Here is a 22,854-nt window from a genome sequence, read left to right as displayed (position 1 = left end):
TCTTCAACAACTTCAACCACTTGCGCTTACGATCTCTCGTTAGCGGGAGGCGAATTCTACAGCGTTACACGCTGCTGTCAACACCTCTTTTTCAACTTCCTTTTGGCTTCGATGAACTGAAGCAACTTGCTGCCGAAAACTTCGTAACTCATTGTTTACCAAGGAGTTTTCCGTTTCGACTGCGCCGGAAGTGGGGCGAATTATAGACAGATATAAAACGCCGTCAATCCTTAATTACGCTTTTGTCGCAGAAAGTGGTTTTTTCGCAATAAGACGGGGAATCCGGCGCATCACTGGCGGGATCCGCAGCACTAGCAGCAGCGCGCCTATAGATGCATAGATCGCCCATTCCTTCAGGTCGGCCCGCACAATCCACAACATGTGCAACAAACCAAGCCCAAGAATCACGTACACCAGGCGATGCAGCTTCTTCCAACGGCTACCCAACCGGCGCTGGCTATAACGATTGGACGTTACTGCCAGCACCAATAAGCCAAGGAACCCCAGCGCACCGACAATAATGTAGGGCCGCTTACGCAGCTCGACGCCGAACTGCGACCAATCCAGCCCGAGGATGAATACGCAGTACGCAGCCAGGTGCAGTGCTACATACGCAAAACACCACAATCCCAGCTGCCGACGCACGGCAATCCACCCTGCCCACCCGCTGAGTTTCTGCAACGGCGTCATACCTAGCGTTACCAGCAACAGGATCAGGGTCCCAAGCCCCAACCGATCCATCAACACTTTGCCTGGATCAGGCCCGAGCACAGAGCTCCACGCCTCATACAGCCAGAAAAATGGCCAGATCGCCGCGGCTATAAAGACGCCAATGCGCCAGATCGGATAACGCATCAGTAGTTCTTCCGCAGGTCGAGGCCCGTATAGAGAGAAGCGACCTCATCCGAATAGCCGTTGAACATCTGAGTCTCTCGCACATTCGGGCTGAACAGACCGCTCGGCAAACGACGCTCACGCGCCTGGGTCCAGCGAGGATGGTCGACGGTCGGGTTCACATTCGCGTAGAACCCATACTCATTGGCCGCAATGCTTTGCCAAGTCGTCTTTGGCTGCTCGCTGACCAGGCTGATCCGCACAATCGACTTCACGCTCTTGAAGCCGTACTTCCACGGCACTACCAGACGCAGTGGTGCACCGTTCTGGTTCGGCAACTCCCGCCCATACATACCCACAGCCAGGATCGCCAACGGATTCATTGCTTCATCCAGACGCAGCCCTTCTACATAGGGCCAGTCGATCAAGCCGAAGCTGGAGCGCTGTCCCGGCATGCTTTTGGGGTCCTGCAGCGTTTCAAAGCGGATGTACTTGGCTTTAGCGGTTGGTTCAACCTGCTTGAGCAAGGCTGAAATAGGAAAGCCCATCCACGGAATCACCATCGACCACGCCTCGACACAACGCAGTCGGTAGATACGCTCTTCCAATTGATAAGGCTTCATGAAGTCTTCCAGGGCATAGCGCCCAGGTTTACCGACTTCCCCATCGATCACCACACTCCAGGGTTCGGTCTTGAGTGAACCGGCGTTCTTCGCCGGGTCGCCCTTGTCCGTACCGAACTCATAGAAGTTGTTGTAGTGGGTGGCGTCCTTGAACGGGGTGATGGCTTCGTCTTTTACCGTAACCGCCTGCCATTGGGTGCTGGGCAGCTTATCTGCAAACCAGCCTGGGGCATTGCCCGGCTCGACATCGGCATAACGCGCGGCATCTTCGGCACTCGCCCAACGCGGCAACGCAGTGGCCGCAACACCGGCCAGCGCCCCACCGAGCAAGCTGCGACGCGAAAGATAGAAAGATTCAGGCGTGACATCCGATTCATGACAATCGGACGCTTTGGGGATCTTGATTAACATGGCAACTCCGCAGCATTGGAGAACTGATGCACCAATAGACTGCGGAGTATGGGGGAAATTACATTAAGGCAATGTTTTGTCGCGGCGCAGGTGCAGCAGGTATTGAACCGGCCCCGACGCGGCATACACCAGGAACGCCAGCAGCAGAATACGTGGCGGATCACTGAACACGACCGCAAACACCAGCACCACCACCAGGATAGCCACGAAAGGCACGCGCCCCTTGAGGTCAAACTCCTTGAAGCTGTTGTACTTGATATTGCTGACCATCAGCATGCCGGCGGCTGCAACCATCAAGGCCACCAGGAACGACATCTTCGAACCCTGGATGCCGTAGTCACTGAACGCCCAGACGATACCTGCCACCACACCTGCCGCCGCCGGGCTGGCCAGGCCGATGAAGTAACGCTTGTCAGCAGTACCCACTTGGGTGTTAAAGCGCGCCAGACGCAACGCCGCGCCGGCGACATAGATGAAGGCAACCATCCAGCCGACCTTGCCCATATCACCCAGCGCCCAGGCAAATGCCAGCAATGCCGGCGCAACGCCGAAAGCTACCATGTCCGACAGCGAGTCGTACTCGGCACCGAAAGCGCTTTGGGTATTGGTCATGCGCGCCACCCGGCCATCCAGGCCGTCGAGCACCATGGCCACGAAGATGGCGATAGCCGCAAAGCCGAAATACTTGCTGGCACTCGCCGCATCACCCGCCGCCAATGCGCTTTGCGCACTCATGGAGTTGATGATGGAGTAGAACCCGGCAAACAGGTTCGCCGTGGTGAACAGATTGGGCAGAAGATAGATACCACGATGCCGGACCTTGCGACCTTCCGCATCATGCCCTTCTTCGACATGCTCATCGATCGGTAGCAGGCTTTCGGCGTCAGAGGCCTGGTTTGGCTCTTCGGGACGTTCGGTCATGGACTTTACCTTGCAACGGTGTGAAAAGAATTCGACAAATACTTGCAGCGCGTGTTCGCCCGCAAACGATGCAGCTTTATACCAGAACCCGCCTCCAAACGAAAAAACGCGGCCTAAGCCGCGTTTTTTCTGGATACGTACGACTTAGTTTTTGGCTTTGTCGACGATCTTGTTGGCACCGATCCACGGCATCATGGAGCGCAGTTGCTCGCCGATCACTTCGATACCGTGAGCGGCGTTGTTACGACGCTTGGCGGTCATCGAAGGGTAGCCGGTAGCGCCTTCGCTGATGAACATTTTGGCGTATTCGCCGTCCTGAATACGTTTCAGGGCGTTGCGCATAGCCTGACGGGACTCGGCGTTGATGACTTCCGGGCCGGTCACATACTCGCCGTATTCGGCGTTGTTGGAGATCGAGTAGTTCATGTTGGCGATACCGCCTTCGTACATGAGGTCAACGATCAGCTTCAGTTCGTGCAGGCATTCGAAGTAGGCCATTTCTGGCGCGTAGCCAGCTTCAACCAGGGTTTCGAAACCGGCTTTGACCAGCTCAACGGTACCGCCGCACAGTACGGCTTGCTCGCCGAACAGGTCGGTTTCGGTCTCGTCCTTGAAGGTGGTTTCGATGATGCCGGTACGACCGCCACCAACGCCAGCAGCGTAGGACAGTGCCACGTTCTTGGCGTTGCCGGATGCGTCCTGGTAGATCGCGATCAGGTCAGGGATGCCGCCGCCTTTGACGAACTCGGAGCGCACGGTGTGGCCCGGCGCTTTCGGCGCGATCATGATCACGTCGAGGTCAGCGCGTGGCACAACCTGGTTGTAGTGAATCGCGAAGCCGTGGGAGAAGGCCAGGGTGGCGCCTTTCTTGATGTTTGGCTCGATTTCGTTCTTGTAGAGCGCGGACTGGAATTCGTCCGGGGTCAGGATCATGACCAGGTCGGCAGCGGCAACGGCGGAAGCAACGTCAGTCACTTTCAGGCCGTGGGCTTCAGCCTTGGCAACAGTGGCCGAGCCTTTGCGCAGGCCAACAGTCACGTCAACGCCGGAATCTTTCAGGTTGCACGCTTGGGCGTGGCCCTGGGAACCGTAGCCGATGATGGCGACTTTCTTGCCCTGGATGATCGACAGGTCACAATCTTTATCGTAATAAACTTTCATGAGGTTCCTCTATATATCCAGGCCGTAAGGCCATTCGCTAATTTGGGTTAGATGCTGAGTACTTTGTCGCCACGGGCAATCCCGGTGACACCACTGCGTACGGTTTCCAGAATCGAGGCCGTCCCGATCGACTGGATGAAGCTGTCCAGCTTGTCGCTTGTACCGGTCAGTTGAACGGTATAAACGCTGGCGCTCACATCGACGATCTGCCCGCGATAAATGTCGGTGGTGCGTTTGATCTCGGCACGTTGGGCACCCGTGGCCTTGACCTTGACCAGCATCAGCTCGCGCTCGATGTGGGCACTTTCCGACAGGTCGACCAGCTTGACCACTTCGATCAGCTTGTTGAGGTTCTTGGTGATCTGCTCGATCACCTCATCGTGACCAACAGTAGTCAACGTCAGGCGCGACAGGGTCGGGTCTTCGGTCGGCGCCACGGTCAGGCTTTCGATGTTGTAGTTGCGTTGCGAAAACAGGCCGACAACACGAGACAGAGCGCCGGGTTCGTTCTCCAGAAGCAGGGAGATAATGTGCCGCATGATTAGGTACGCTCCGTCTTGTTCAGCCACATGTCGCGCATAGAGCCGTCTTTGATCTGCATCGGGTAGACGTGCTCGCTGGTGTCCACTTGAATATCGAGGAACACCAGGCGGTCCTTCATGGCGAACGCCTCTTCCATCTTCGGCTTCAGATCTTTCAAATCGGTGATGCGCATGCCGACGTGGCCGTAGGCTTCAACCAACTTGATGAAATCCGGCAGCGATTCCATGTAGGAATGGGAGTGACGGCTGTTGTAGCTCATGTCCTGCCACTGACGAACCATGCCCAGCACGCCGTTGTTCAAGCACACGATCTTCACCGGAAGACCGTACTGCAGGCACGTCGACAGTTCCTGGATGTTCATCTGGATGCTGCCCTCACCCGTCACGCAGGCGACGTCGGTGTCCGGGAAGCTCAGTTTCACACCCATGGCCGCCGGGAAACCAAAGCCCATCGTGCCCAGGCCACCGGAGTTGATCCAGCGGTTAGGCTTGTCGAACTTGTAGTACTGCGCAGCGAACATCTGGTGCTGGCCCACGTCGGAGGTCACAAAGGCGTCGCCCTTGGTCACTTCGCACAGGGTTTCGATCACGGTTTGTGGCTTGATGATGCTGCCGTCGCCCTTGTCGTAAGGGAACAGGCCGCGGTCGCCGCGCCATTCGTCGATCTGCTTCCACCAGCTGGCAACCGATTCCTTGTTCGGCGTTTCGCCGATGTCCTTGAGCGCCGCAACCATTTCGGTCAGCACGCTTTCTACCGGACCTACGATCGGCACGTCGGCCTTGATGGTCTTGGAGATGGACGCCGGGTCGATGTCGATGTGGATGATCTTGGCATTCGGGCAAAACTTGCTCGGTCCGTTGATCACACGGTCATCAAACCGCGCGCCCACCGCCAGGATTACGTCGGCGTGGTGCATGGCCAGGTTGGCGGTGTAGCTGCCGTGCATGCCAAGCATGCCGACGAACTGACGGTCCGTACCCGGGAATGCGCCGAGGCCCATCAAGGTATTGGTCACCGGCAGATTGAGCAACTTGGCCAGCTCGGTCAAAGGTGCAGAACCGCCGCCCAGAATCACGCCACCGCCGGAGTACAGCACTGGGCGCTTGGCCGCCAAGAGCATTTCTGCCGCCTTGCGGATTTGCCCCGAGTGCCCACGAACGGCCGGGCTGTAGGAACGCAGCTTGGCTTTTTTCGGGAAGACGTATTCGAACTTTTCCGCCGGGTTGGTCATGTCTTTCGGGATATCGACCACCACAGGGCCCGGGCGACCGGACTGTGCGAGGTAGAAGGCCTTTTTCATGACTTCCGGGATTTCCGACGCATGCTTGATCATGAAACTGTGTTTCACGATCGGCCGGGAAATACCGATCATGTCGGTTTCCTGGAATGCATCGGTACCGACCATGGTGCTAGGCACCTGGCCAGAAATGATCACCATCGGGATGGAGTCCATATAGGCAGTCGCGATGCCGGTAATGGCATTGGTTGCGCCTGGGCCGGACGTTACCAGTACCACACCGGCTTTACCGGTGGCACGGGCATAGCCGTCAGCCATATGGGTCGCGGCCTGTTCGTGGCGAACCAGGATGTGGGTAACAGCCGGTTCCTTGAACAGTGCGTCGTAAACATGCAGCAGAGCACCACCTGGGTACCCGTAGATATAGTCGACGCCTTCGTCACGCAAAAAGCGGACGAGCATCTCACCGCCAGATAAAAGCTCCACGTTGTTCACCTCTAAAACGCCAGAATACCGTCCGTTAAAAACCGACGGGTCTTAATAGGTTTACTTCTCAACAGAGCATGAGCGACGGTGGTCGCCGACTACGTCAGCACTGACTGAGCAAGTATTGGGATCGTCCCAAGTGTTGCGGGCTTTTCCCACCCAGCGCGAGGTAACGCGTTGCGGGTGTTACAGGTCGGCGCGGATATGCGCCTCATGATCTGCTGAGCGGGCCTGCTTCTGGCAGTCCCGATACAGCGGACTTTGGATTCTTCTGTTTCAGCCCCTTCAAGTCAAGCAATAATTGCGCTTTTTTCCAACTAAGCGCATGAGAACGAAGATTAAAGGGGCTTGAGGAGGGATAAAACTCGCCTGAATGTCGTCAAGCGGTAGAAATGTGCGCAGGACTGCCGAAAAACCCGGCAGTCAGGCAATTAACGAGCGTCGACGATCAATTGGTCGAACTTTTTCAGCGCATTGCGTAAGCCTATGCTTTCAAGCGGGCGATCGGCGTAAACCATCTCCGCCATCTCGAGGATCCCCGAAGCATTGGGCAATGGCAGGTCCTGCTCGAGGATCTGCTTCATGCGCACCAGGAAGATCCATTGCAGCCACTGGTGAAAGTCCAGTGTGTCCACCGAAAACGGCTCGACGCTGCTAAGCGCTTCAGCGCTGGGGGGCACTTCGTCCCACCAACCCTGCACACGTAACTCACGCTCAATCAGCAACAGCTGTTCGGCAATTGCCGGAAACCGTGCATCCATCAGAGGCTGACCTTGGCTTTTTGCCGCGCCTGGGCAGCACCGGCGGCGTCGCCTTGTGCGGCACGCGCGTCACCAATCAAAGCCCACAGGTTGGCTTGCAGGTCGGGGCGACCGTTGGCCAGGGTCAGGCCGCGACGGGCGAACTGCTCGGCTTGCGGCGCGTCGCCCTGGGCCATGCGCACCTGGGCCAGGCGATACAGCACTTGCGGCTCACGCGGCGCCACACGCTGGGCACGCTCAAGGCTCGACGATGCCCCGTTCAGGTCACCACCGGCCTGTTGCTGCTGGGCGGTGGTCAGCAAAGCCAGCACCGGCCCGTCCAGTTGCTCGTCAGCCGACAGGCCACCCGCGTTAGACGACGACGGAATACCGCTCGGCGTGGACGGCGGCATGTTGTAAGTGCCCTGGTTGACCGGCGCCGTCTGGATCGGCGCGGAGTTGGCCGGCCCCGAAGTGCTTGGCCCTGGCGTCCAAGGCTCGGCACTGATCGGCGCCGACGTCGCAGCACCGCCGCCCGGTACCATCACCACCACGCCCGAATCCTGCGGTATGGCCTGAGGCGTGGCTTGGGCAGGACGCTTGACCACGGTCTGACGGAAACCGCCAGTGGCCGAGATACGGTCGTTATTGGAAACGTTCGTGCTTGAGTCCACCACGGGAATCGAACCGCGCTGCACGCTGGAGCAACCGCCGAGCATAACCAAGGCGGTAATAGCTGGAATCCACAACTTGTTCACTTGAAACCCTCTTTGCTTAATGCATCCAGCCCTTGACCCAATCCATCACCGAATCCGCGTCAGCGGGGGCACTGCCACCGCACGCAGCACCGGCGGGTGGCTCGCTGCCGCGAATATACGGCATCTGTACCGCGCCCGGACAGTTGGCATCGGAACCCTGCCCGGTATGCGGATCAATCCAGGCCTGCACGATGTTGTCCGGCTGCGGCATGTTAAGCGGCAACGGATCGGCCTTGCGCATGAAACTGGTCCACACCTGCAGCGCACCGGTCGCACCAGTGAACGGGGTTTTGCCGTTATCGTCGCGACCCAGCCAGACCACGGCCAGCACATCCTGGCCGAAGCCTGCGAACCAGCTGTCGCGCGAATCGTTACTGGTGCCGGTCTTGCCCGCCAGCGTCAGGTTCGACGGCAGCACGCTATAGACAGAACGCCCGGTACCTTCACGCATCACGCGCTGCATGGCGTTCTGGATCAGATAGATGGAACCTGCGTCAAAGCGCTGCTGGATCTGGAACGGGTAACGCTTGAGCGGTTCGCCCTCGGCGGTCAGCACACTGCGAATGCCGCGCATCGGGGTATTGAAGCCACCGTTGGCGAGGGTCTGGTACATCGTCGCCACTTCCATCGGGGTCATGGCGCCAGCGCCCAGCAGCATCGAGGGGAACGCCGGGAACTCACGGGTGATGCCCAGTCGCCCCAGGGTTTTCAGCACATTCGGCACGCCCACTTCAAGCCCAAGGCGCGAGGTGGAGATGTTGTAGGAATGCGCCAGGCCTTGGTACAGGAACACAGTGCCGTGGGAGCGACGATCAAAGTTCTGCGGCGTCCATACCTGGCCATCCGCCCCTTTGACCGACAGCGGGTCATCCGACAGCCAACTGGTCAGCGTGTATTTGCTTGGTTTTTCCAGGGCCGTGAGGTAGACCGCTGGCTTGACCAGCGAACCGATTGGCCGCACCGCATCCAGGGCACGGTTGAAACCGGCAAAACTGGCCTGGCGGCTGCCGATCATGGCCTGCACTTCACCGGTTTCCGGGTTGGTCACGACCATGGCTGCTTCGACTTCATCCGAACCTTTACGGCCGGTCAGGCGTTTGAAGGTATCGTTGACCGACGCTTCGGCTTTCATCTGCAGGATCGGGTCGAAACTGGTAAAGATCCGCAGGCCTTCTTCGGTCAAGTCTTCGTCGCGATAGTCTTCACGTAGCTGGCGTTTGACCAGATCAATAAAGCCCGGGAACGAACTGTCGGCCAGCTTGCCGCGAGTGGTAACACCCAGTGGCATTTTTTTCGCCGCCGCGACTTGTTCAGCGGTGGCCACGCCCTGCTGTTCGAGTACATCCAGCACCAGGTTACGACGCTCAAGCGCGCGCTCCGGGTTGCGACGCGGGTTGTAGTAAGACGGCCCCTTGACCATCCCCACCAGCAACGCGACTTGATGCAATTTCAATTCGGACAAGGGCTGGCCAAAGAAGAACTGGCTGGCCAAGCCGAAACCGTGCACCGCGCGCTGGCCGTCCTGGCCGACGAACACTTCGTTGAGGTACGCCTCAAGAATCTCCTGCTTGCTGTAATGCAGCTCCAGCAGCATGGCCATCATGGCTTCGGTGAGTTTACGGGTGAGGCTGCGCTCGTTGGTCAGGTAGAAGTTCTTGACCAATTGTTGCGTGAGCGTACTGCCGCCCTGGGTCATCTTGCCACCGGAAGTGTTAACCCAGATGGCGCGGGCAATCGACTTGGGCGACACACCCCAGTGGCTGTAGAAATCGCGGTCTTCCACGGCGATCAGCGTATCGAGCAGGTACGGCGGCACCTGATCAAGCTTGATCAGGATGCGATCTTCAAGGTTCTTGGGGTAAATACCGCCGATCAACAGCGGTTCCAGGCGCACCACGGGCAACTTGGAGCCATTGAGCGACGACAGTTCGGCAACGTAATCGCCGGAGAAGCGCACGCGCACCGGCTGGGCTTTCTCCAGGCCTTCATAGAACTGGAAGCCACGGGTATTCAAATCGACGGTATTGCCGCTGACAGCAGCGGCGCCGGGGCCATTGCTCACGGGTTCGCGGCGATAGCCCAAGGCGTCGAGTTCGGTAAGGAAGTCTTCCTTGCTCAGCTTTTGGCCGGTGAACAATTCCAACGGGCGTGCGTATACCTTGGCCGGGATGGTCCAGCGCTTGCCGGAGAATTTCTCCTGCACCACGGCGTCGAGGTACACCGCGAAGCCTGCGAGCACCACAAGGCCTACCAGGCTCAGCTTGATGGCCCAGCCCAGCCACGGGCGCAGGCCGCGTGAAGGAGGTTTTTTACGGGAACGGGGAGATCGGGTTCGAGTCATGGCGGCGGATTATACGCACTTTATTGACGATCAACATGAGCCGGACAGCGGTTTGCACGACCGACCGTAACCGCCATAATGCCGGCCATGATTTCCCCCAGACTTTGAAGGATCGCCCGTGAGCCAGTCCCTGATCGCTGCCCTGCAAAACCCGGCTTTGTATCCCCATCCGGTTGAAGCGTTTCAAGTCATTGAGACCCATATTTCCTGGGTCATACTGACCGGCCCCTATGCTTATAAGCTGAAGAAGCCGATGAACTTCGGCTTTCTGGATTTCACCCAACTGGATGATCGCGGCCACTTCTGCCGCGAAGAGCTGCGCCTCAATCAGCGCCTGACCGAAGATTTGTATCTTGACGTGTTGCCAATCACCGGCAGCGCCGAAGCCCCGCAATTGGGCGGTGATGGCCCGGTCATCGAATACGCGCTGAAAATGCGCCAATTCCCGCAGAGCCAGCTGCTCAGCACACTGCAAGCCAATGGCGAGGTCACCAGCGCGCACATTGATGATATGGCCAAGCAGATTGCGCACTTCCACCTCAGCGCCCCGAAAGTGCCGCAAGACCACCCCGCCGGCACGCCGGATGAGGTGATGGCACCGGTTCGCCAGAACTTCGACCAGATCCGCCCGTTCCTCAGCGACAAAGCCGACCTGGCTCAACTCGAAGCCCTGCAAGCCTGGGCCGAAGCCAGCTTCGAACGCCTCAAGCCACTGCTGGCCCAACGCAAACTCGAAGGTTTCACCCGTGAGTGTCACGGTGATATCCACTTGGGCAACGCCACCCTGATCGATGGCCAGGTGGTGATCTTCGACTGCATCGAGTTCAACGAGCCGTTCCGCTTCACCGATGTGTATGCCGACACGGCCTTTCTGGCGATGGACCTGGAAGACCGCGGCCTCAAATCCCTGGCGCGCCGTTTTATCAGCCAGTACCTGGAGCTGACCGGCGACTATCAGGGCCTGGAAGTGCTGAACTTCTATAAAGCCTACCGTGCACTGGTGCGCGCCAAGGTGGCGTTGTTCAGCATGCCGAGCGAGGCCAGCCCGGTGCAACGCGCCACCACCCTGCGCCAATACCGCAACTATGCGAACCTGGCGGAAAGCTACAGCACTATTCCATCGCGCTTCCTGGCGATAACCCACGGTGTTTCGGCCGTCGGTAAAAGCCACGTGGCCATGCGTCTGGTGGAAGCCTTGGGTGCCGTGCGCCTGCGTTCGGATGTGGAACGCAAGCGCCTGTTTGGCGAACAAAAGGTCGAGAACACCCCGCAAGCCGGTATCTACGCCGCCGAAGCCAGCTCTGCCACCTACGCTCGGCTCAACGAAATCGCCGATACCGTCTTGCGTGCCGGCTACCCGGTAGTGCTGGACGCGACCTTCCTGAAAAGCGCACAACGCAATGCCGCCGCCAAGATTGCCGAGGCAACCGGTGCGCCCTTCCTGATCCTTGATTGCAACGCACCGCAAGCCGTTATCGCCAGCTGGCTGGCGCAACGTCAGGCGGATAAAAACGATCCTTCCGACGCGACGCTCACCATTATCGAAGAACAGCAGGCCAACCGTGACCCGCTGACCGCCGAAGAGCTGCTGCTGAGCAAACGCGTGGAAACCAACGAAAGCGGCACACTCGACGCTCTGGTGGCACACATTCGCCAGCGCCTGCCCGGTCTGTAAGAAATATTTCTTGGTCGTGTCACCGATCTTCGGTGCACGACCGAGCAATAGTGGCACTATAATGGCGTCATAATTCCAACAGGAGTCGCCGTCATGAGTCAGCCCAAGCTTCTTGATACTCCGCTCTACGCACTCCTGCATAAAGACGACATCCGCGGCTTCAACCAGGAACGCCCCAAAGACGGCCCCATCGACATGCGTGGTGGCGACTTCCGGGGGTTGGACCTGCGTGACCTGAACGCCACGGGCGTGGATTTCACCGACGCCTACTTCCGCTCTGCCGACCTGCGCGGCCTGGACCTGCGCGAGTGCTCGCTGGAAGGCGCCAGCCTGGCCCATGCGCAGATTTCCGGCACCTACTTCTCCCCCGAACTGACGGCTGACGAAATCCTCATGTCGGTCAATTTCGGCACTCGTTTGCGCTACCGCACCAAGTAACTTCATCTTTCGGGCCCCAGCTACGCCTCACGCGTAGCGGCGCCTCCTGCCTGCTTGTCGGCAATATCCTTAAAAATTCTTATAAGCTTTTCAGCCGTTCCTGACCAAAGAACCACGCTTTTCCTACTGAGCGCTACACTCCTTTTCAGGCTTGCCTGGTCACGATACCCACCGCACCATTCGGCCGTCGCAAGGAGGCTTGATGAACGATGAGCTGCAACACCTGAAAAACCTGGGCAAGACGTCGGCGCAGTGGCTGCATGCGGTGGGCATCCACAGCGCGTCCGACTTACGTCGCCTGGGAGCTGTCGATGCCTACCGAGCCGTGCGCACTCGCGGGTTTCGGGCCTCGAAAGTGCTGCTGTATGCAATCGAGGGAGCCTTGATGGACGTGCATTGGAACGACATCCCGACGGAACGCAAGGAGGCATTGAACCGTCAGTTGGAAGCGATTTCAGCGCGTCAGAAAATTTAGGTCTGCAAGAATCCCCAATGTTCATGGGCAGTTCGAACACGTGTTTGAGAAAAACGGCAGATCGTTGAAAAACAGATGTTGACTCTCAAATGAGAATCGTTATGATTATCACAACTGGTCGCGAGATCAGCCGATAACTGAAAGACCATTGGTTCGGACTCTCAGATTATCTCCTCATCAGGCTAATCACGGTTATTTGACCCGGCTCTTGCCGGGTCTTTTTTTACCTGTAAAAAAGCCGATTCAGCGCGCAATGATCAACGGATGCCCACGCTCCGGGTGCGGCTGTACCAGCACCTCCAAACCAAACACCGCCTTAAGTGGCTCGGGCCGCATCACCTGCGCCGGCGTATCCAACGCGTGTGGGCGCCCCTGCTCCAGCAACAGAATTCGGTCGCAATAACGCGCCGCCAGGTTCAGGTCATGGAGAATCACCAGCACCGCAGCGCCGCGATCCGCGAATGTACGTATAGCTTGCAGGGTCGTGTGTTGGTGCAAGGGGTCAAGCATCGAGGTCGGCTCATCCAACAGCAGGGTCTGCCCGGCTTCCCCCGGCCATAACTGCGCCAACACTCGCGCCAGATGCACACGCTGGCGTTCACCACCCGACAGCGCCAGGTAGCTGCGTCCGCTTAAATGGCCCACGTCTGCCGCGTGCAGCGCCGCCTCGATGATTTCGTCATCACGCACGCGTCCGGTCTGATGGGGCAAGCGGCCCATGCCTACAACCTCCTCGACACGAAATGCGAAATCCAGCGTGGAAGTCTGCGGCAACACTGCCAAACGTTGGGCACGTTGCGGCCCGCTCCAGTCCGTCAAGGCTTGCTGATCCAGCCACACCTTGCCCTGATCCGGCTTCAGCTCGCCGCACAACGCACCGAGCAGCGTGCTCTTGCCTGCTCCGTTAGGGCCGAGCACACCGAGCACTTCACCCGGCAGCAAGTCCAGGGTGACATCCGCCAGCACGGTTTTATCGCCACGCCGAACCTGCAACGCTTCTACTCGCAGCATCAGGCGCGCCCTCGCAGCAACAAATAAAGAAAAAACGGTGCGCCGATAAAGGCCGTCACGATGCCGATCGGCAGTTCAGCCGGCGCCAGCGCCAGGCGTGCCACCAGGTCAGCAAACAGCAACAGGCTCGCGCCCGCGAGCACAGACGCCGGCAACAACACCCGATGATCCGGCCCGGCCAACAAGCGCACCAGATGCGGCACCACCAGCCCGACAAACCCGATCATGCCCGCCGCCGCTACCGCCGCGCCCACACCAAGGGCCGTGCAAAACACCAGTTCACGCTTGAGCCCTTCAACATCAATGCCAAGGTGATTGGCTTCGGACTCGCCGAGCAACAATGCATTCAAGGCTTTTGCACGGCGCGGCAACCACAGCGCCACACCGGCGCTCACCAACAGCAATGGCCACAACCGCGAATAGCTGGCGCCATTGAGGCTGCCAAGATTCCAGAACGTCAGCGTGCGCAAGGTGGCGTCATCGGCCAGATAGGTAAACAACCCCACCGCCGAACTGGCCAGGGCGGTAAGCGCGATACCGGCAAGCAGCATCGTTGCAACGTTGGTCTGGCCGTTGCGGCGCCCCAGGCGATAGACCAGGGCAGTGACGCCCAAACCGCCAAGAAACGCGCACAACGACAGCAGATAAGGCCCGAACGCATCCGGCAGGCCACCAAAAAAAGAACCGCCGACGATAGCAATCGCCGCCCCGAGCGCCGCGCCGCTGGACACACCGACCAACCCCGGATCGGCCAGCGGGTTGCGAAACAAGCCCTGCATCGCCACACCCGACAATGCCAGCACACCACCTACCGCCAAACCCAGCAAGGTTCGCGGCAAACGAATCTGCCCCAGGATCAATTCGGCCTGCTCCAGGCCCTGGGCTTCAATCGGTACGCCCATCAGGCGCAAGGCGGCCTTGAGCGTATCCAGCAACGGCAGGCTGACCGGCCCCAGGGCCAGTGAAAGCCAGATTGCCAGAAGGCATAACAGCGCCAGCCCGATAAACAGCGTTTTCGGTTTAACCAGAGTCGTCATGGGGCAGGTTTAGCCTGGGACGGATAAAACCCGGCAGACAATTGCACCAGGCTTTGCGGCAGACGCGGCCCGAGCCCGCCGACCAGCAGGGTCGGGTCCAGCTCAAACACGCGGCCGTTTTTGGCGGCCGGGGTCGACGCCAGAATCGGGTTTTCCTTGAACAAGGCCGCCCGCGCCGCATCGCCAGTGAGGGCGCGATCAGCAAACACCAGCACATCAGGGCTCAGCCCGGCCAGCGACTCCACCGAAAACGGCTTATAGCCCGTGTGGGTCGCCAGGTTATGCCCGCCCGCCTGTTGCAACATCCAATCGGCGGCCGTGTCCTTGCCTGCAATCAGCGGTTTGCCACCTGCATGCCCTAGCAACAAAAGCACACCCGGTGCCTTTTGCGTGGCCTGGGCCTTGGTGACCCAGGCTTGCTGCTGATCCAGCTTTTGTTCATATCCGGTAAACAATTCGTTGGCCTTGGCTTCATCACCCAACAGCTTGCCCAAGTGCTGAAGGTTGCCTTTCAAGGTCGGCAAATCCGGCTCTGCCGAGAACATCTCCACCTGCACGCCCGCGCCGCGAATTTGCGCCAGCACCGGCGGTGGGCCCATCTCTTCAGTCCCGACCAGAACCTGCGGACGCAGGCTTAAAATCCCTTCCGCCGACAGTTGCCGCTGATAACCGATGCTCGGCAACGCCTTGAGCGATTCTGGATGCTGGCTGGTGGTATCCACCCCCACCAGCTTTGACTCCCCGCCCAGCGCCGTCACCCATTCCGATAGCGCCCCACCGGCGCTGACCCAGCGTTGCGGCAGTTCAGAGGCTTGCGCCCCGTGGTTGACCAGCAGTGAGGCAACAAGCGCAATAGCGCTGGTACTCAGGCGCATAACAGGGTTTCCTTCCAAGGGCGGGGCCACTCAAGCACTCATGGATGTGACAGATAAACCCTGTCTGGCATCGTACAGAGCACCCAATCAGCTAACGGGCGAAGCCGGCATTTGATAATTGTTTGCATTTGAACGTCAAGGCACTTAAGGATTGTTATGAAGCTTCTCTGCCCCTCAGATGCCCTGGCGCCCAACAGCAGCCGTGGTTTTGAAATAGACGGTTGCAAAGTGTTGGCTGTGCGCCGTGACGGCGTGGCCTACTTCTACCTCAACCGCTGCCCCCATCGCGGCATCCCGCTGGAATGGCAGCCCGACCAGTTCCTGGACAGCAGCGCCAGCCTGATCCAGTGCGCCACCCACGGCGCCTTGTTCCTGATCGAAAGCGGCGAGTGCATCGCAGGGCCGTGCGCGGGCCAAAGCCTTAAAGCCCTGCCCGGCCGTGAAGACGCGCAAGGCCTGTGGGTGCAACTCTAGTCGCCGATCATCACGTCCAGGCGCCGGTCGATGATAATTTCCTGCGGCGTGACCCGCGCACCATAGGCCAACACCTCCACGCCGGCCGCCTTGGCCTCGCGCAGCGCAGCGGCGTAGCCCGCATCGATTTCCACCGCCGGGCGTACAGCGTCGATCCCCGACAGGTTCACGCAATACAACTGCACCGCACGCACGCCCTCACGCGCCAGGTGTGCCAACTCGCGCAAATGCTTGGCGCCACGTTGGGTCACCGCGTCGGGAAACGCTGCCACCGGCGAGCCATCAAAGCCCAAGGTGACGCTCTTGACCTCCACATACGCCGCGCCGTGTGGGTACTCCAGGCGAAAATCGATACGGCTTTTTTCCTGGCCGTAAGGCACTTCGCGCTTCAAGGCGGTAAAACCGTTGAGTTCAGTGATCACCCCGGCACGCAACGCCTCCTCCACCAGTTGGTTGGCACGCGCGGTGTTGACGCATGCCAGCCGGCCTTGGGGGGTTTCGGCAATTTCCCAGGTGCCCGGCAACTTGCGCTTGGGGTCTGTGGAGCGACTGAACCAGACCTGGCCGCCCTCCACCATGCAATTGAGCATAGAGCCGGTGTTGGGGCAGTGAATGGTCAGCAACTCGCCGGTCAGCGTTTCGATATCGGTGAGAAAGCGCTTGTAGCGGCGGATCAGCCGCCCTTCTTCGAGGGGAGGATGAAAGCGCATCAGCCTTGCCAGCTCCGCAAGCCACGGGCGATGCGTTCCACCGCTTCCTGTAGCCGATCGAGGTTTTGCGTGTAGGCAAAACGCACATGATGGCCGGCCTGATAACGACCAAAATCCAGGCCCGGCGTAAACGCCACATGCTCGGTTTCAAGGAAATGACGGCAAAACGCGAAGGCATCACCGCCGAACGCGCTGATATCGGCGTACAAGTAGAACGCGCCTTCGGGCTCTACGGCGATGCCGAAACCCAACTCGCGCAAGGCTGGCAGCAGGAAATCCCGGCGGCGCCCGAACTCGGCGCGGCGCTCTTCCAGAATACTCAGGGTTTGCTCGGTGAAACACGCCAGCGCCGCGTATTGGGCCATGCTCGGCGCGCTGATGTAGAGGTTCTGCGCCAACTTCTCCAATTCGCCCACTGCCGCCGGGGGCGCCACCAGCCAGCCGAGGCGCCAGCCGGTCATGCCGAAATACTTCGAAAAACTATTTAAGACGAAGGCATCGTCGTCGACTTCCAGCACGCTGGCGGCATCGGTGCCGTAGGTGAGGCCGTGATAGATCTCGTCCACCACCAAATGGCCGTTACGCGCCTTGATTGCACTCGACAACCCCGCCAGTTCGTCGCGGGTCAGAATGGTGCCGGTCGGGTTGGCTGGTGAGGCCACCAGCGCGCCAACGCTGTCTGCATTCCAGTGTTTGGCCACCAGCTCAGCGGTCAATTGGTAGCGCACGTCCGGGCCAACCGGCACCAACTGCGCCGCGCCTTCCACCAGCCGCAGGAAATGTCGGTTACACGGGTAGCCTGGGTCGGCCAACAGCCAGTGCTTGCCCGGATCGACCAGCAGGCTGCTGGCCAGCAGCAACGCGCCAGAGCCACCGGGCGTGATCAGAATGCGCTCGGGGTCGACGCTCAGGCGGTAGCGCTGCTGGTAAAAACCACTGATGGCCTGGCGCAGTTCGGGCAGCCCACGGGCCGCGGTATAGCGCGTCTTGCCGTTGGCCAGCGCGGCCTGGCCAGCCTGGATAATCGGCTCGGCCGTGGTGAAATCCGGCTCGCCGATCTCCAGGTGGATAACATCATGGCCAGCCGCCTGCAGCTCATTGGCTCGCGCCAGTAACGCCATAACGTGAAAAGGTTCGATGGCGCGACTGCGCGCACTGTAGGGCTGAGCCATTAGCCTTCCTTAAACGGTGAGGACAAAATTCGGATTCTACCGAACCCGCGCGGTAAAACATGCTCTATTGCCTGCTCGGTCCTCCGTGCTGAACCGGGCAAGCGCCTGCAAAACGACTAAAATCAACATTCGAGACACGCTATACCCAGCCATGGCGGGCCATGACAGTTTGCAAGCCTGCCACGTTGGGCCTCGACAACCGGGAGTGGCGCACCCCGAATCTATCTGGTAAGTTCGCCCGCTTGCAGCCGCAGGGCCGGCAGGTGTCGGTGACGTTGCAATCCTGCGCAATGGATTAGAAGAGTGAGAGGCGGTCTATTCATGTCCACCCAAGCAAAGCAACAGCAGACTCAAGGCCTCGGCGGCTTCGAACCCTATGTGGAAAAAAAGGGCGAGGAGTACATGGGCGAGCCCATGCGCGAGCACTTCACCAAGATCCTGAACAAGTGGAAACAGGACTTGATGCAGGAGGTTGATCGTACCGTTGACCACATGAAGGACGAAGCAGCCAACTTTCCTGATCCGGCCGACCGTGCGAGCCAGGAAGAAGAGTTCGCCCTTGAACTGCGAGCGCGTGATCGAGAGCGCAAGCTGATCAAGAAGATCGACAAGACCCTGCAACTGATCAAGGACGAGGAATACGGCTGGTGCGAATCCTGCGGCGTCGAGATTGGTATTCGCCGCCTGGAAGCCCGCCCAACCGCGGACCTGTGCGTAGACTGCAAGACCTTGGCTGAAATCAAGGAAAAACAGGTCGGCAAGTAACCCTGCCGGGCTGAACGCGACAAACAAAAAATGGGGCGTGCAAACGCTCCATTTTTGTTTCTGGCGTTCCGCGGTTTTCCAGTAGTATCCGGCCCATGACAGCCTCTACTTATATCGGGCGTTTCGCCCCCACGCCCAGCGGCCACCTGCACTTCGGTTCGCTGGTTGCCGGCCTCGCCTCCTACCTCGATGCCCGCGCCAATCACGGCCGCTGGCTGATGCGCATGGAAGACCTCGACCCACCCCGTGAAGAACCCGGCGCCCAGGCGGCGATCCTGCACGCCCTGGAAAGCTATGGCTTCGAGTGGGACGGGGAACTGGTCCGGCAAAGCGAGCGGCATGATGCCTACGCAAAAGTCTTGAACGACATGTTCAACCACGGCCTGGCTTACGCCTGTACCTGCTCGCGTAAACAATTGGAGCCCTACCACGGGATCTATCCAGGCCTGTGCCGAAACCTCGGGCACGATCAGCAAGACGCGGCGATCCGCCTGCGCGTTCCGGAGCTGGAGTATCACTTTACCGACCGCGTGCAAGGCGAATTCCGACAGCACCTGGGCCGTGATGTGGGCGATTTCATCATCCGCCGTCGCGATGGCCTGTATGCCTACCAACTGGCAGTGGTACTCGACGATGCCTGGCAAGGTGTCACCGACATCGTGCGCGGCGCCGACCTGCTCGATTCCACGCCGCGCCAGCTTTACCTGCAGGAACTGCTGGGTCTGCGCCAACCGCGCTACCTGCACGTGCCGCTGATCACCCAGCCGGACGGCAACAAGCTGGGCAAATCCTACCGCTCGCCGCCGTTGACACCCGACCAGGCCACACCTTTGCTATTGAGAGCGTTGCGCGCCCTCGGCCAGCAACCCGGCAGCGAACTGCTGCACGCCAGCCCACGGGAACTGCTGGATTGGGGCATTGCACACTGGGACGCCAGCCAGATTCCGCGCACACTCACGCTGGCCGAAGCGCAATTGAGCTGAAGGCGCTTGCAGCTTGCCAAGCATCCGTTACCATCGCGGCAGTTTTTTAATCAGAGGCCAACATGTACATCTATCGATTGGTCCTGCTGCTGGTCGTCGGGATCTACCTGTTTTCCCCGGCCATCATGGATTGGTGGATCGACGCCACGGGCGCCTGGTATCGCCCTTATCTGCTGTGGTTGATCCTGATCGTCGTGACCTTCATCCTGCAGAGCCAAAAAGATGCCGATGAGCTTTAGCCTCACCCAGATGCTGCTGATCAGCGCCGCCTACCTGGCCGCGTTGTTCGGGGTTGCCTGGATCAGTGAGCGCGGAATGATTCCGCGGGCGATCATTCGCCATCCGTTGACCTACACCTTGTCCCTGGGCGTCTACGCCAGCGCCTGGGCATTTTATGGCACGGTGGGGCTGGCCTATCAGTATGGCTACGGCTTTCTGTCCAGCTACCTGGGCGTGTCCGGCGCGTTCCTGCTGGCGCCGGTGTTGCTGTACCCGATCCTGAAAATCACCCGCACCTATCAGCTGTCGTCCCTGGCGGACTTGTTTGCCTTCCGCTTTCGCAGCACCTGGGCCGGCGCGCTGACCACGATTTTCATGCTGATCGGCGTGCTGCCGTTGCTGGCCCTGCAGATCCAGGCGGTGGCGGACTCCATCAGCATCCTCACCCGCGAACCGGTGCAGCACCGCGTTGCCCTGGCCTTCTGCGCACTGATCACGCTGTTCACGATTTTCTTCGGTTCACGCCATATCGCCACCCGCGAAAAACACGAAGGCCTGGTGTTTGCGATTGCCTTTGAGTCGGTGATCAAGCTGATCGCCATCGGCGGTGTCGGCCTGTATGCGCTGTATGGCGTATTCGACGGGCCGCAACAGTTGGAGTTGTGGTTGCTGCAAAACCAGACCGCCCTCGCCGCTTTGCACACGCCGTTGCAGGAAGGCCCATGGCGCACGCTGCTGCTGGTGTTCTTTGCCTCGGCCATCGTGATGCCGCACATGTACCACATGACCTTCACCGAGAACCTCAACCCGCGCTCATTGGTCAGCGCCAGCTGGGGTTTGCCGTTATTCCTGCTGCTGATGAGCCTGGCGGTGCCGCTGATCCTGTGGGCCGGCCTCAAGCTCGGCGCCACCACCAACCCCGAATACTTCACCCTTGGCGTCGGTATTGCCGCCAACAGCAAATCCCTCGCATTGCTGGCTTACGTGGGCGGTTTGTCGGCGGCCAGTGGCTTGATCATCGTCACCACGCTGGCACTCTCCGGCATGGCGCTCAATCACCTGGTGCTGCCGCTGTATCAGCCGCCAGCCGAAGGTAATATCTACCGCTGGCTGAAATGGACGCGCCGCGCGCTGATCGTCGCCATCATCATGGCCGGCTATGGCTTCTACCTGCTGCTGGGCGCTGGGCAAGATCTGGCCAACCTCGGCATCGTCGCGTTTGTAGCGACCTTGCAGTTCTTGCCGGGTGTGTTGTCGGTGCTGTACTGGCCAACCGCCAACCGTCGCGGCTTTATCGCCGGGCTGCTGGCAGGCATTCTGGTGTGGATGGTGACCATGCTGCTGCCGCTGGTCGGCAACTTGCAGGGCTTCTATATTCCGCTGCTGAACATGATCTACGTGCTGGATGACACCAGCTGGCACATGGCGGCGATCGCCTCCTTGGCCGCCAACGTGCTGATGTTTACCCTGATCTCGCTGTTCACCAACGCCAGCCCCGAAGAAACCAGCGCCGCCGAAGCCTGCGCGGTGGACAACGTGCGCCGCCCACAACGCCGCGAGCTGCACGCCGCCTCACCGCAAGAGTTCGCCACCCAACTGGCCAAGCCGCTGGGCGCCAAGGCTGCGCAAAAGGAAGTCGAGCAGGCGCTGCGCGACCTTTACCTGCCGTTTGACGAGCGCCGGCCCTACGCCCTGCGCCGTTTGCGCGACCGCATTGAGGCCAACCTGTCCGGCCTGATGGGACCGAGCGTGTCCCAGGACATGGTGGAAACCTTCTTGCCCTACAAGGCCGGCGGCGAAAACTACGTCACCGAAGACATCCATTTCATCGAGAGCCGGCTGGAGGATTACCACTCACGCCTCACCGGCCTTGCCGCCGAACTCGATGCCCTGCGCCGCTATCACCGTCAAACCCTTCAAGAACTGCCGATGGGCGTGTGTTCCCTGGCCAAGGATCAAGAGATCCTGATGTGGAACAAGGCGATGGAAGAACTCACCGGCATCGCCGCACAACGTGTTGTGGGTTCACGCCTGAACACCTTGGGCGACCCTTGGAAAGAACTGTTGCAAGGCTTTATCAACCTGCCCGACGAGCACTTGCACAAACAGCACCTGGCGCTGGACGGCCAGACCCGCTGGCTCAATCTGCACAAAGCGGCGATCGACGAGCCGCTGGCGCCGGGCAACAGTGGCCTGGTGCTGCTGGTGGAAGACCTGACCGAAACCCAGATGCTCGAAGACAAGCTGGTGCACTCCGAACGCCTGGCCAGCATCGGTCGCCTGGCTGCGGGTGTGGCCCATGAAATCGGCAACCCGATCACCGGTATCGCGTGCCTGGCGCAAAACCTGCGGGAAGAGCGCGAAGAAGACGCTGAAATCACCGAAATCAGCGGGCAGATCCTCGAGCAGACCAAGCGCGTGTCACGCATCGTGCAGTCGCTGATGAGCTTCGCCCACGCCGGCGCGCATCAGAACCATGACGAAGCGGTGTGCCTGGCGGAAGTGGCGCAGGATGCCATTGGGCTGCTGGCCTTGAACCGGCGCAATTTCGAAGTACAGTTTTTTAACCTGTGCGACCCGGACCACTGGGTTGACGGCGACTCCCAACGCTTGGCGCAGGTGCTGATCAACCTGCTTTCAAACGCCCGTGACGCAACGCCCGCCGGCAGTGCGGTACGCGTCAAGAGCGAGGCTTTCGAGCACACGGTCGACCTGATCGTGGAGGACGAAGGCAGCGGTATTCCACAGAACATCATGGATCGATTGTTCGAACCTTTCTTCACCACCAAGGACCCGGGTGAAGGTACCGGTCTGGGCCTTGCACTGGTCTATTCCATCGTTGAAGAGCATTATGGACAAATCACCATCGACAGCCCGGCTGACACCGAAAGCCAACGCGGCACCCGTATTCGGGTGACCTTGCCGCGTCATGTCGAAGCGACGTCCGCTGTGAACTGAGACCGTC

Annotated in this window: 22 protein-coding genes; 8 read left to right on the top strand and 14 right to left on the bottom strand. The window is 59.7% G+C overall.

What is annotated here, in order from left to right; genetic code table 11:
• Nucleotides 1–234: 234 nt before the first annotated feature.
• From msrQ to mrcB, 9 genes are all read right to left on the bottom strand, one after another.
• Nucleotides 235–855 carry a protein-methionine-sulfoxide reductase heme-binding subunit MsrQ gene (gene msrQ / locus GIW48_RS20970; protein ID WP_017139218.1) on the bottom strand — a complete coding sequence of 207 codons (621 nt, stop codon included), beginning with the start codon at nucleotides 853–855 and terminating at the stop codon, nucleotides 235–237.
• Nucleotides 855–1,868, bottom strand: a complete 1,014-nt coding sequence (gene msrP, locus GIW48_RS20965; protein ID WP_017139219.1) for a protein-methionine-sulfoxide reductase catalytic subunit MsrP — start codon at nucleotides 1,866–1,868, stop codon at nucleotides 855–857. The genes msrQ and msrP overlap by 1 nt, the downstream gene beginning before the upstream one ends.
• A 63-nt stretch (nucleotides 1,869–1,931) precedes the next feature.
• The gene (pssA, locus tag GIW48_RS20960) at nucleotides 1,932–2,789 is read right to left on the bottom strand and encodes a CDP-diacylglycerol--serine O-phosphatidyltransferase (RefSeq protein WP_017139220.1); all 858 of its coding nucleotides are present in this window, start codon (nucleotides 2,787–2,789) and stop codon (nucleotides 1,932–1,934) included.
• A gap of 144 nt (nucleotides 2,790–2,933) precedes the next feature.
• Nucleotides 2,934–3,950: a ketol-acid reductoisomerase gene (ilvC, locus tag GIW48_RS20955; RefSeq protein WP_003176099.1), complete on the bottom strand. Its 1,017-nt coding sequence runs from the start codon at nucleotides 3,948–3,950 to the stop codon at nucleotides 2,934–2,936.
• A gap of 47 nt (nucleotides 3,951–3,997) precedes the next feature.
• Nucleotides 3,998–4,489, bottom strand: a complete 492-nt coding sequence (gene ilvN / locus GIW48_RS20950) for an acetolactate synthase small subunit (protein ID WP_003176102.1) — start codon at nucleotides 4,487–4,489, stop codon at nucleotides 3,998–4,000.
• Nucleotides 4,490–4,491: 2 nt separating this feature from the next.
• Nucleotides 4,492–6,216 carry an acetolactate synthase 3 large subunit gene (locus tag GIW48_RS20945; protein ID WP_099547656.1) on the bottom strand — a complete coding sequence of 575 codons (1,725 nt, stop codon included), beginning with the start codon at nucleotides 6,214–6,216 and terminating at the stop codon, nucleotides 4,492–4,494.
• Nucleotides 6,217–6,647: 431 nt separating this feature from the next.
• Nucleotides 6,648–6,977: a YqcC family protein gene (locus GIW48_RS20940; RefSeq protein WP_017139221.1), complete on the bottom strand. Its 330-nt coding sequence runs from the start codon at nucleotides 6,975–6,977 to the stop codon at nucleotides 6,648–6,650.
• A complete protein-coding gene (locus GIW48_RS20935) occupies nucleotides 6,977–7,714 on the bottom strand; it encodes a tetratricopeptide repeat protein (RefSeq protein ID WP_177034045.1) in 738 nt (245 codons plus the stop codon). Before GIW48_RS20935 ends, GIW48_RS20940 begins: the two co-directional genes overlap by 1 nt.
• 16 nt (nucleotides 7,715–7,730) lie before the next feature.
• Nucleotides 7,731–10,055, bottom strand: coding sequence for a penicillin-binding protein 1B (mrcB, locus tag GIW48_RS20930; RefSeq protein ID WP_017139223.1), 2,325 nt, complete (start codon nucleotides 10,053–10,055; stop codon nucleotides 7,731–7,733).
• Between the two features lie 118 nt (nucleotides 10,056–10,173).
• On the opposite strand from mrcB, the gene GIW48_RS20925 reads away from it, so the two are divergent.
• The 3 genes from GIW48_RS20925 (at nucleotide 10,174) to GIW48_RS20915 (ending at nucleotide 12,643) form a co-directional block, all read left to right on the top strand.
• Nucleotides 10,174–11,730 (top strand): bifunctional aminoglycoside phosphotransferase/ATP-binding protein, encoded by a 1,557-nt coding sequence (locus GIW48_RS20925; RefSeq protein WP_186617058.1) that lies wholly within the window; start codon nucleotides 10,174–10,176, stop codon nucleotides 11,728–11,730.
• Nucleotides 11,731–11,823: 93 nt separating this feature from the next.
• Entirely contained in the window at nucleotides 11,824–12,168 is a 345-nt protein-coding gene (locus GIW48_RS20920; RefSeq protein WP_017139225.1) for a pentapeptide repeat-containing protein, read from the top strand.
• Nucleotides 12,169–12,370: 202 nt separating this feature from the next.
• Nucleotides 12,371–12,643: a TfoX/Sxy family protein gene (locus GIW48_RS20915; protein WP_017139226.1), complete on the top strand. Its 273-nt coding sequence runs from the start codon at nucleotides 12,371–12,373 to the stop codon at nucleotides 12,641–12,643.
• A 243-nt stretch (nucleotides 12,644–12,886) separates the two neighbouring features.
• Here GIW48_RS20915 and GIW48_RS20910 read toward each other — a convergent pair whose 3' ends face one another.
• From GIW48_RS20910 to GIW48_RS20900, 3 genes are read right to left on the bottom strand one after another with little or no spacing between them, the layout of a single operon-like run.
• Nucleotides 12,887–13,654, bottom strand: a complete 768-nt coding sequence (locus GIW48_RS20910; RefSeq protein WP_017139227.1) for a heme ABC transporter ATP-binding protein — start codon at nucleotides 13,652–13,654, stop codon at nucleotides 12,887–12,889.
• Complete coding sequence (locus tag GIW48_RS20905; protein WP_099547649.1) at nucleotides 13,654–14,691, bottom strand: FecCD family ABC transporter permease; 1,038 nt, start codon at nucleotides 14,689–14,691, stop codon at nucleotides 13,654–13,656. The genes GIW48_RS20910 and GIW48_RS20905 overlap by 1 nt, the downstream gene beginning before the upstream one ends.
• Nucleotides 14,688–15,566, bottom strand: coding sequence for a heme/hemin ABC transporter substrate-binding protein (locus GIW48_RS20900; protein ID WP_170038188.1), 879 nt, complete (start codon nucleotides 15,564–15,566; stop codon nucleotides 14,688–14,690). Before GIW48_RS20900 ends, GIW48_RS20905 begins: the two co-directional genes overlap by 4 nt.
• A 156-nt stretch (nucleotides 15,567–15,722) precedes the next feature.
• Here GIW48_RS20900 and GIW48_RS20895 point away from each other — a divergent pair, with 156 nt between their 5' ends.
• Nucleotides 15,723–16,040, top strand: coding sequence for a Rieske (2Fe-2S) protein (locus tag GIW48_RS20895; protein WP_017139230.1), 318 nt, complete (start codon nucleotides 15,723–15,725; stop codon nucleotides 16,038–16,040).
• Here GIW48_RS20895 and sfsA read toward each other — a convergent pair.
• Nucleotides 16,037–16,750 (bottom strand): DNA/RNA nuclease SfsA, encoded by a 714-nt coding sequence (gene sfsA / locus GIW48_RS20890; RefSeq protein ID WP_017139231.1) that lies wholly within the window; start codon nucleotides 16,748–16,750, stop codon nucleotides 16,037–16,039. The genes GIW48_RS20895 and sfsA overlap by 4 nt on opposite strands.
• Nucleotides 16,750–17,922, bottom strand: a complete 1,173-nt coding sequence (locus GIW48_RS20885; protein WP_170038186.1) for a pyridoxal phosphate-dependent aminotransferase — start codon at nucleotides 17,920–17,922, stop codon at nucleotides 16,750–16,752. The genes sfsA and GIW48_RS20885 overlap by 1 nt, the downstream gene beginning before the upstream one ends.
• A gap of 321 nt (nucleotides 17,923–18,243) precedes the next feature.
• Here GIW48_RS20885 and dksA point away from each other — a divergent pair, with 321 nt between their 5' ends.
• The 4 genes from dksA to GIW48_RS20865 all read left to right on the top strand — a co-directional run bounded on the left by dksA (nucleotide 18,244) and on the right by GIW48_RS20865 (nucleotide 22,847).
• A complete protein-coding gene (gene dksA / locus GIW48_RS20880) occupies nucleotides 18,244–18,687 on the top strand; it encodes an RNA polymerase-binding protein DksA (RefSeq protein WP_003194150.1) in 444 nt (147 codons plus the stop codon).
• Nucleotides 18,688–18,782: 95 nt separating this feature from the next.
• Nucleotides 18,783–19,670 (top strand): tRNA glutamyl-Q(34) synthetase GluQRS, encoded by an 888-nt coding sequence (gene gluQRS, locus GIW48_RS20875; RefSeq protein ID WP_177034039.1) that lies wholly within the window; start codon nucleotides 18,783–18,785, stop codon nucleotides 19,668–19,670.
• Between the two features lie 62 nt (nucleotides 19,671–19,732).
• Complete coding sequence (locus tag GIW48_RS20870) at nucleotides 19,733–19,909, top strand: hypothetical protein (protein ID WP_003176118.1); 177 nt, start codon at nucleotides 19,733–19,735, stop codon at nucleotides 19,907–19,909.
• Complete coding sequence (locus tag GIW48_RS20865) at nucleotides 19,893–22,847, top strand: sensor histidine kinase (protein ID WP_017139235.1); 2,955 nt, start codon at nucleotides 19,893–19,895, stop codon at nucleotides 22,845–22,847. The genes GIW48_RS20870 and GIW48_RS20865 overlap by 17 nt, the downstream gene beginning before the upstream one ends.
• Nucleotides 22,848–22,854 lie beyond the last annotated feature (7 nt).

The sequence above is a fragment of the Pseudomonas sp. PA-6-3C genome (genome assembly GCF_021605825.1).
GTDB classification, from domain to species: Bacteria; Pseudomonadota; Gammaproteobacteria; order Pseudomonadales; family Pseudomonadaceae; genus Aquipseudomonas; species Aquipseudomonas edaphica.
Note: the sequence above shows the minus strand (reverse complement) of the source record. Positions and strands in the feature narration are given on the sequence as shown.

Bases quoted from the DNA above. Each gene is read 5' to 3' on its own strand.
- msrQ (WP_017139218.1), bottom strand. From the start codon at position 855: ATGCGTTATCCGATCTGGCGCATTGGCGTCTTTATAGCCGCGGCGATC.
- msrP (WP_017139219.1), bottom strand. From the start codon at position 1,868: ATGTTAATCAAGATCCCCAAAGCGTCCGATTGTCATGAATCGGATGTC.
- pssA (WP_017139220.1), bottom strand. From the start codon at position 2,789: ATGACCGAACGTCCCGAAGAGCCAAACCAGGCCTCTGACGCCGAAAGC.
- ilvC (WP_003176099.1), bottom strand. From the start codon at position 3,950: ATGAAAGTTTATTACGATAAAGATTGTGACCTGTCGATCATCCAGGGC.
- ilvN (WP_003176102.1), bottom strand. From the start codon at position 4,489: ATGCGGCACATTATCTCCCTGCTTCTGGAGAACGAACCCGGCGCTCTG.
- GIW48_RS20940 (WP_017139221.1), bottom strand. From the start codon at position 6,977: ATGGATGCACGGTTTCCGGCAATTGCCGAACAGCTGTTGCTGATTGAG.
- mrcB (WP_017139223.1), bottom strand. From the start codon at position 10,055: ATGACTCGAACCCGATCTCCCCGTTCCCGTAAAAAACCTCCTTCACGC.
- GIW48_RS20920 (WP_017139225.1), top strand. From the start codon at position 11,824: ATGAGTCAGCCCAAGCTTCTTGATACTCCGCTCTACGCACTCCTGCAT.
- GIW48_RS20915 (WP_017139226.1), top strand. From the start codon at position 12,371: ATGAACGATGAGCTGCAACACCTGAAAAACCTGGGCAAGACGTCGGCG.
- GIW48_RS20910 (WP_017139227.1), bottom strand. From the start codon at position 13,654: ATGCTGCGAGTAGAAGCGTTGCAGGTTCGGCGTGGCGATAAAACCGTG.
- GIW48_RS20905 (WP_099547649.1), bottom strand. From the start codon at position 14,691: ATGACGACTCTGGTTAAACCGAAAACGCTGTTTATCGGGCTGGCGCTG.
- GIW48_RS20900 (WP_170038188.1), bottom strand. From the start codon at position 15,566: ATGCGCCTGAGTACCAGCGCTATTGCGCTTGTTGCCTCACTGCTGGTC.
- GIW48_RS20895 (WP_017139230.1), top strand. From the start codon at position 15,723: ATGAAGCTTCTCTGCCCCTCAGATGCCCTGGCGCCCAACAGCAGCCGT.
- sfsA (WP_017139231.1), bottom strand. From the start codon at position 16,750: ATGCGCTTTCATCCTCCCCTCGAAGAAGGGCGGCTGATCCGCCGCTAC.
- GIW48_RS20885 (WP_170038186.1), bottom strand. From the start codon at position 17,922: ATGGCTCAGCCCTACAGTGCGCGCAGTCGCGCCATCGAACCTTTTCAC.
- dksA (WP_003194150.1), top strand. From the start codon at position 18,244: ATGTCCACCCAAGCAAAGCAACAGCAGACTCAAGGCCTCGGCGGCTTC.
- gluQRS (WP_177034039.1), top strand. From the start codon at position 18,783: ATGACAGCCTCTACTTATATCGGGCGTTTCGCCCCCACGCCCAGCGGC.
- GIW48_RS20870 (WP_003176118.1), top strand. From the start codon at position 19,733: ATGTACATCTATCGATTGGTCCTGCTGCTGGTCGTCGGGATCTACCTG.
- GIW48_RS20865 (WP_017139235.1), top strand. From the start codon at position 19,893: ATGCCGATGAGCTTTAGCCTCACCCAGATGCTGCTGATCAGCGCCGCC.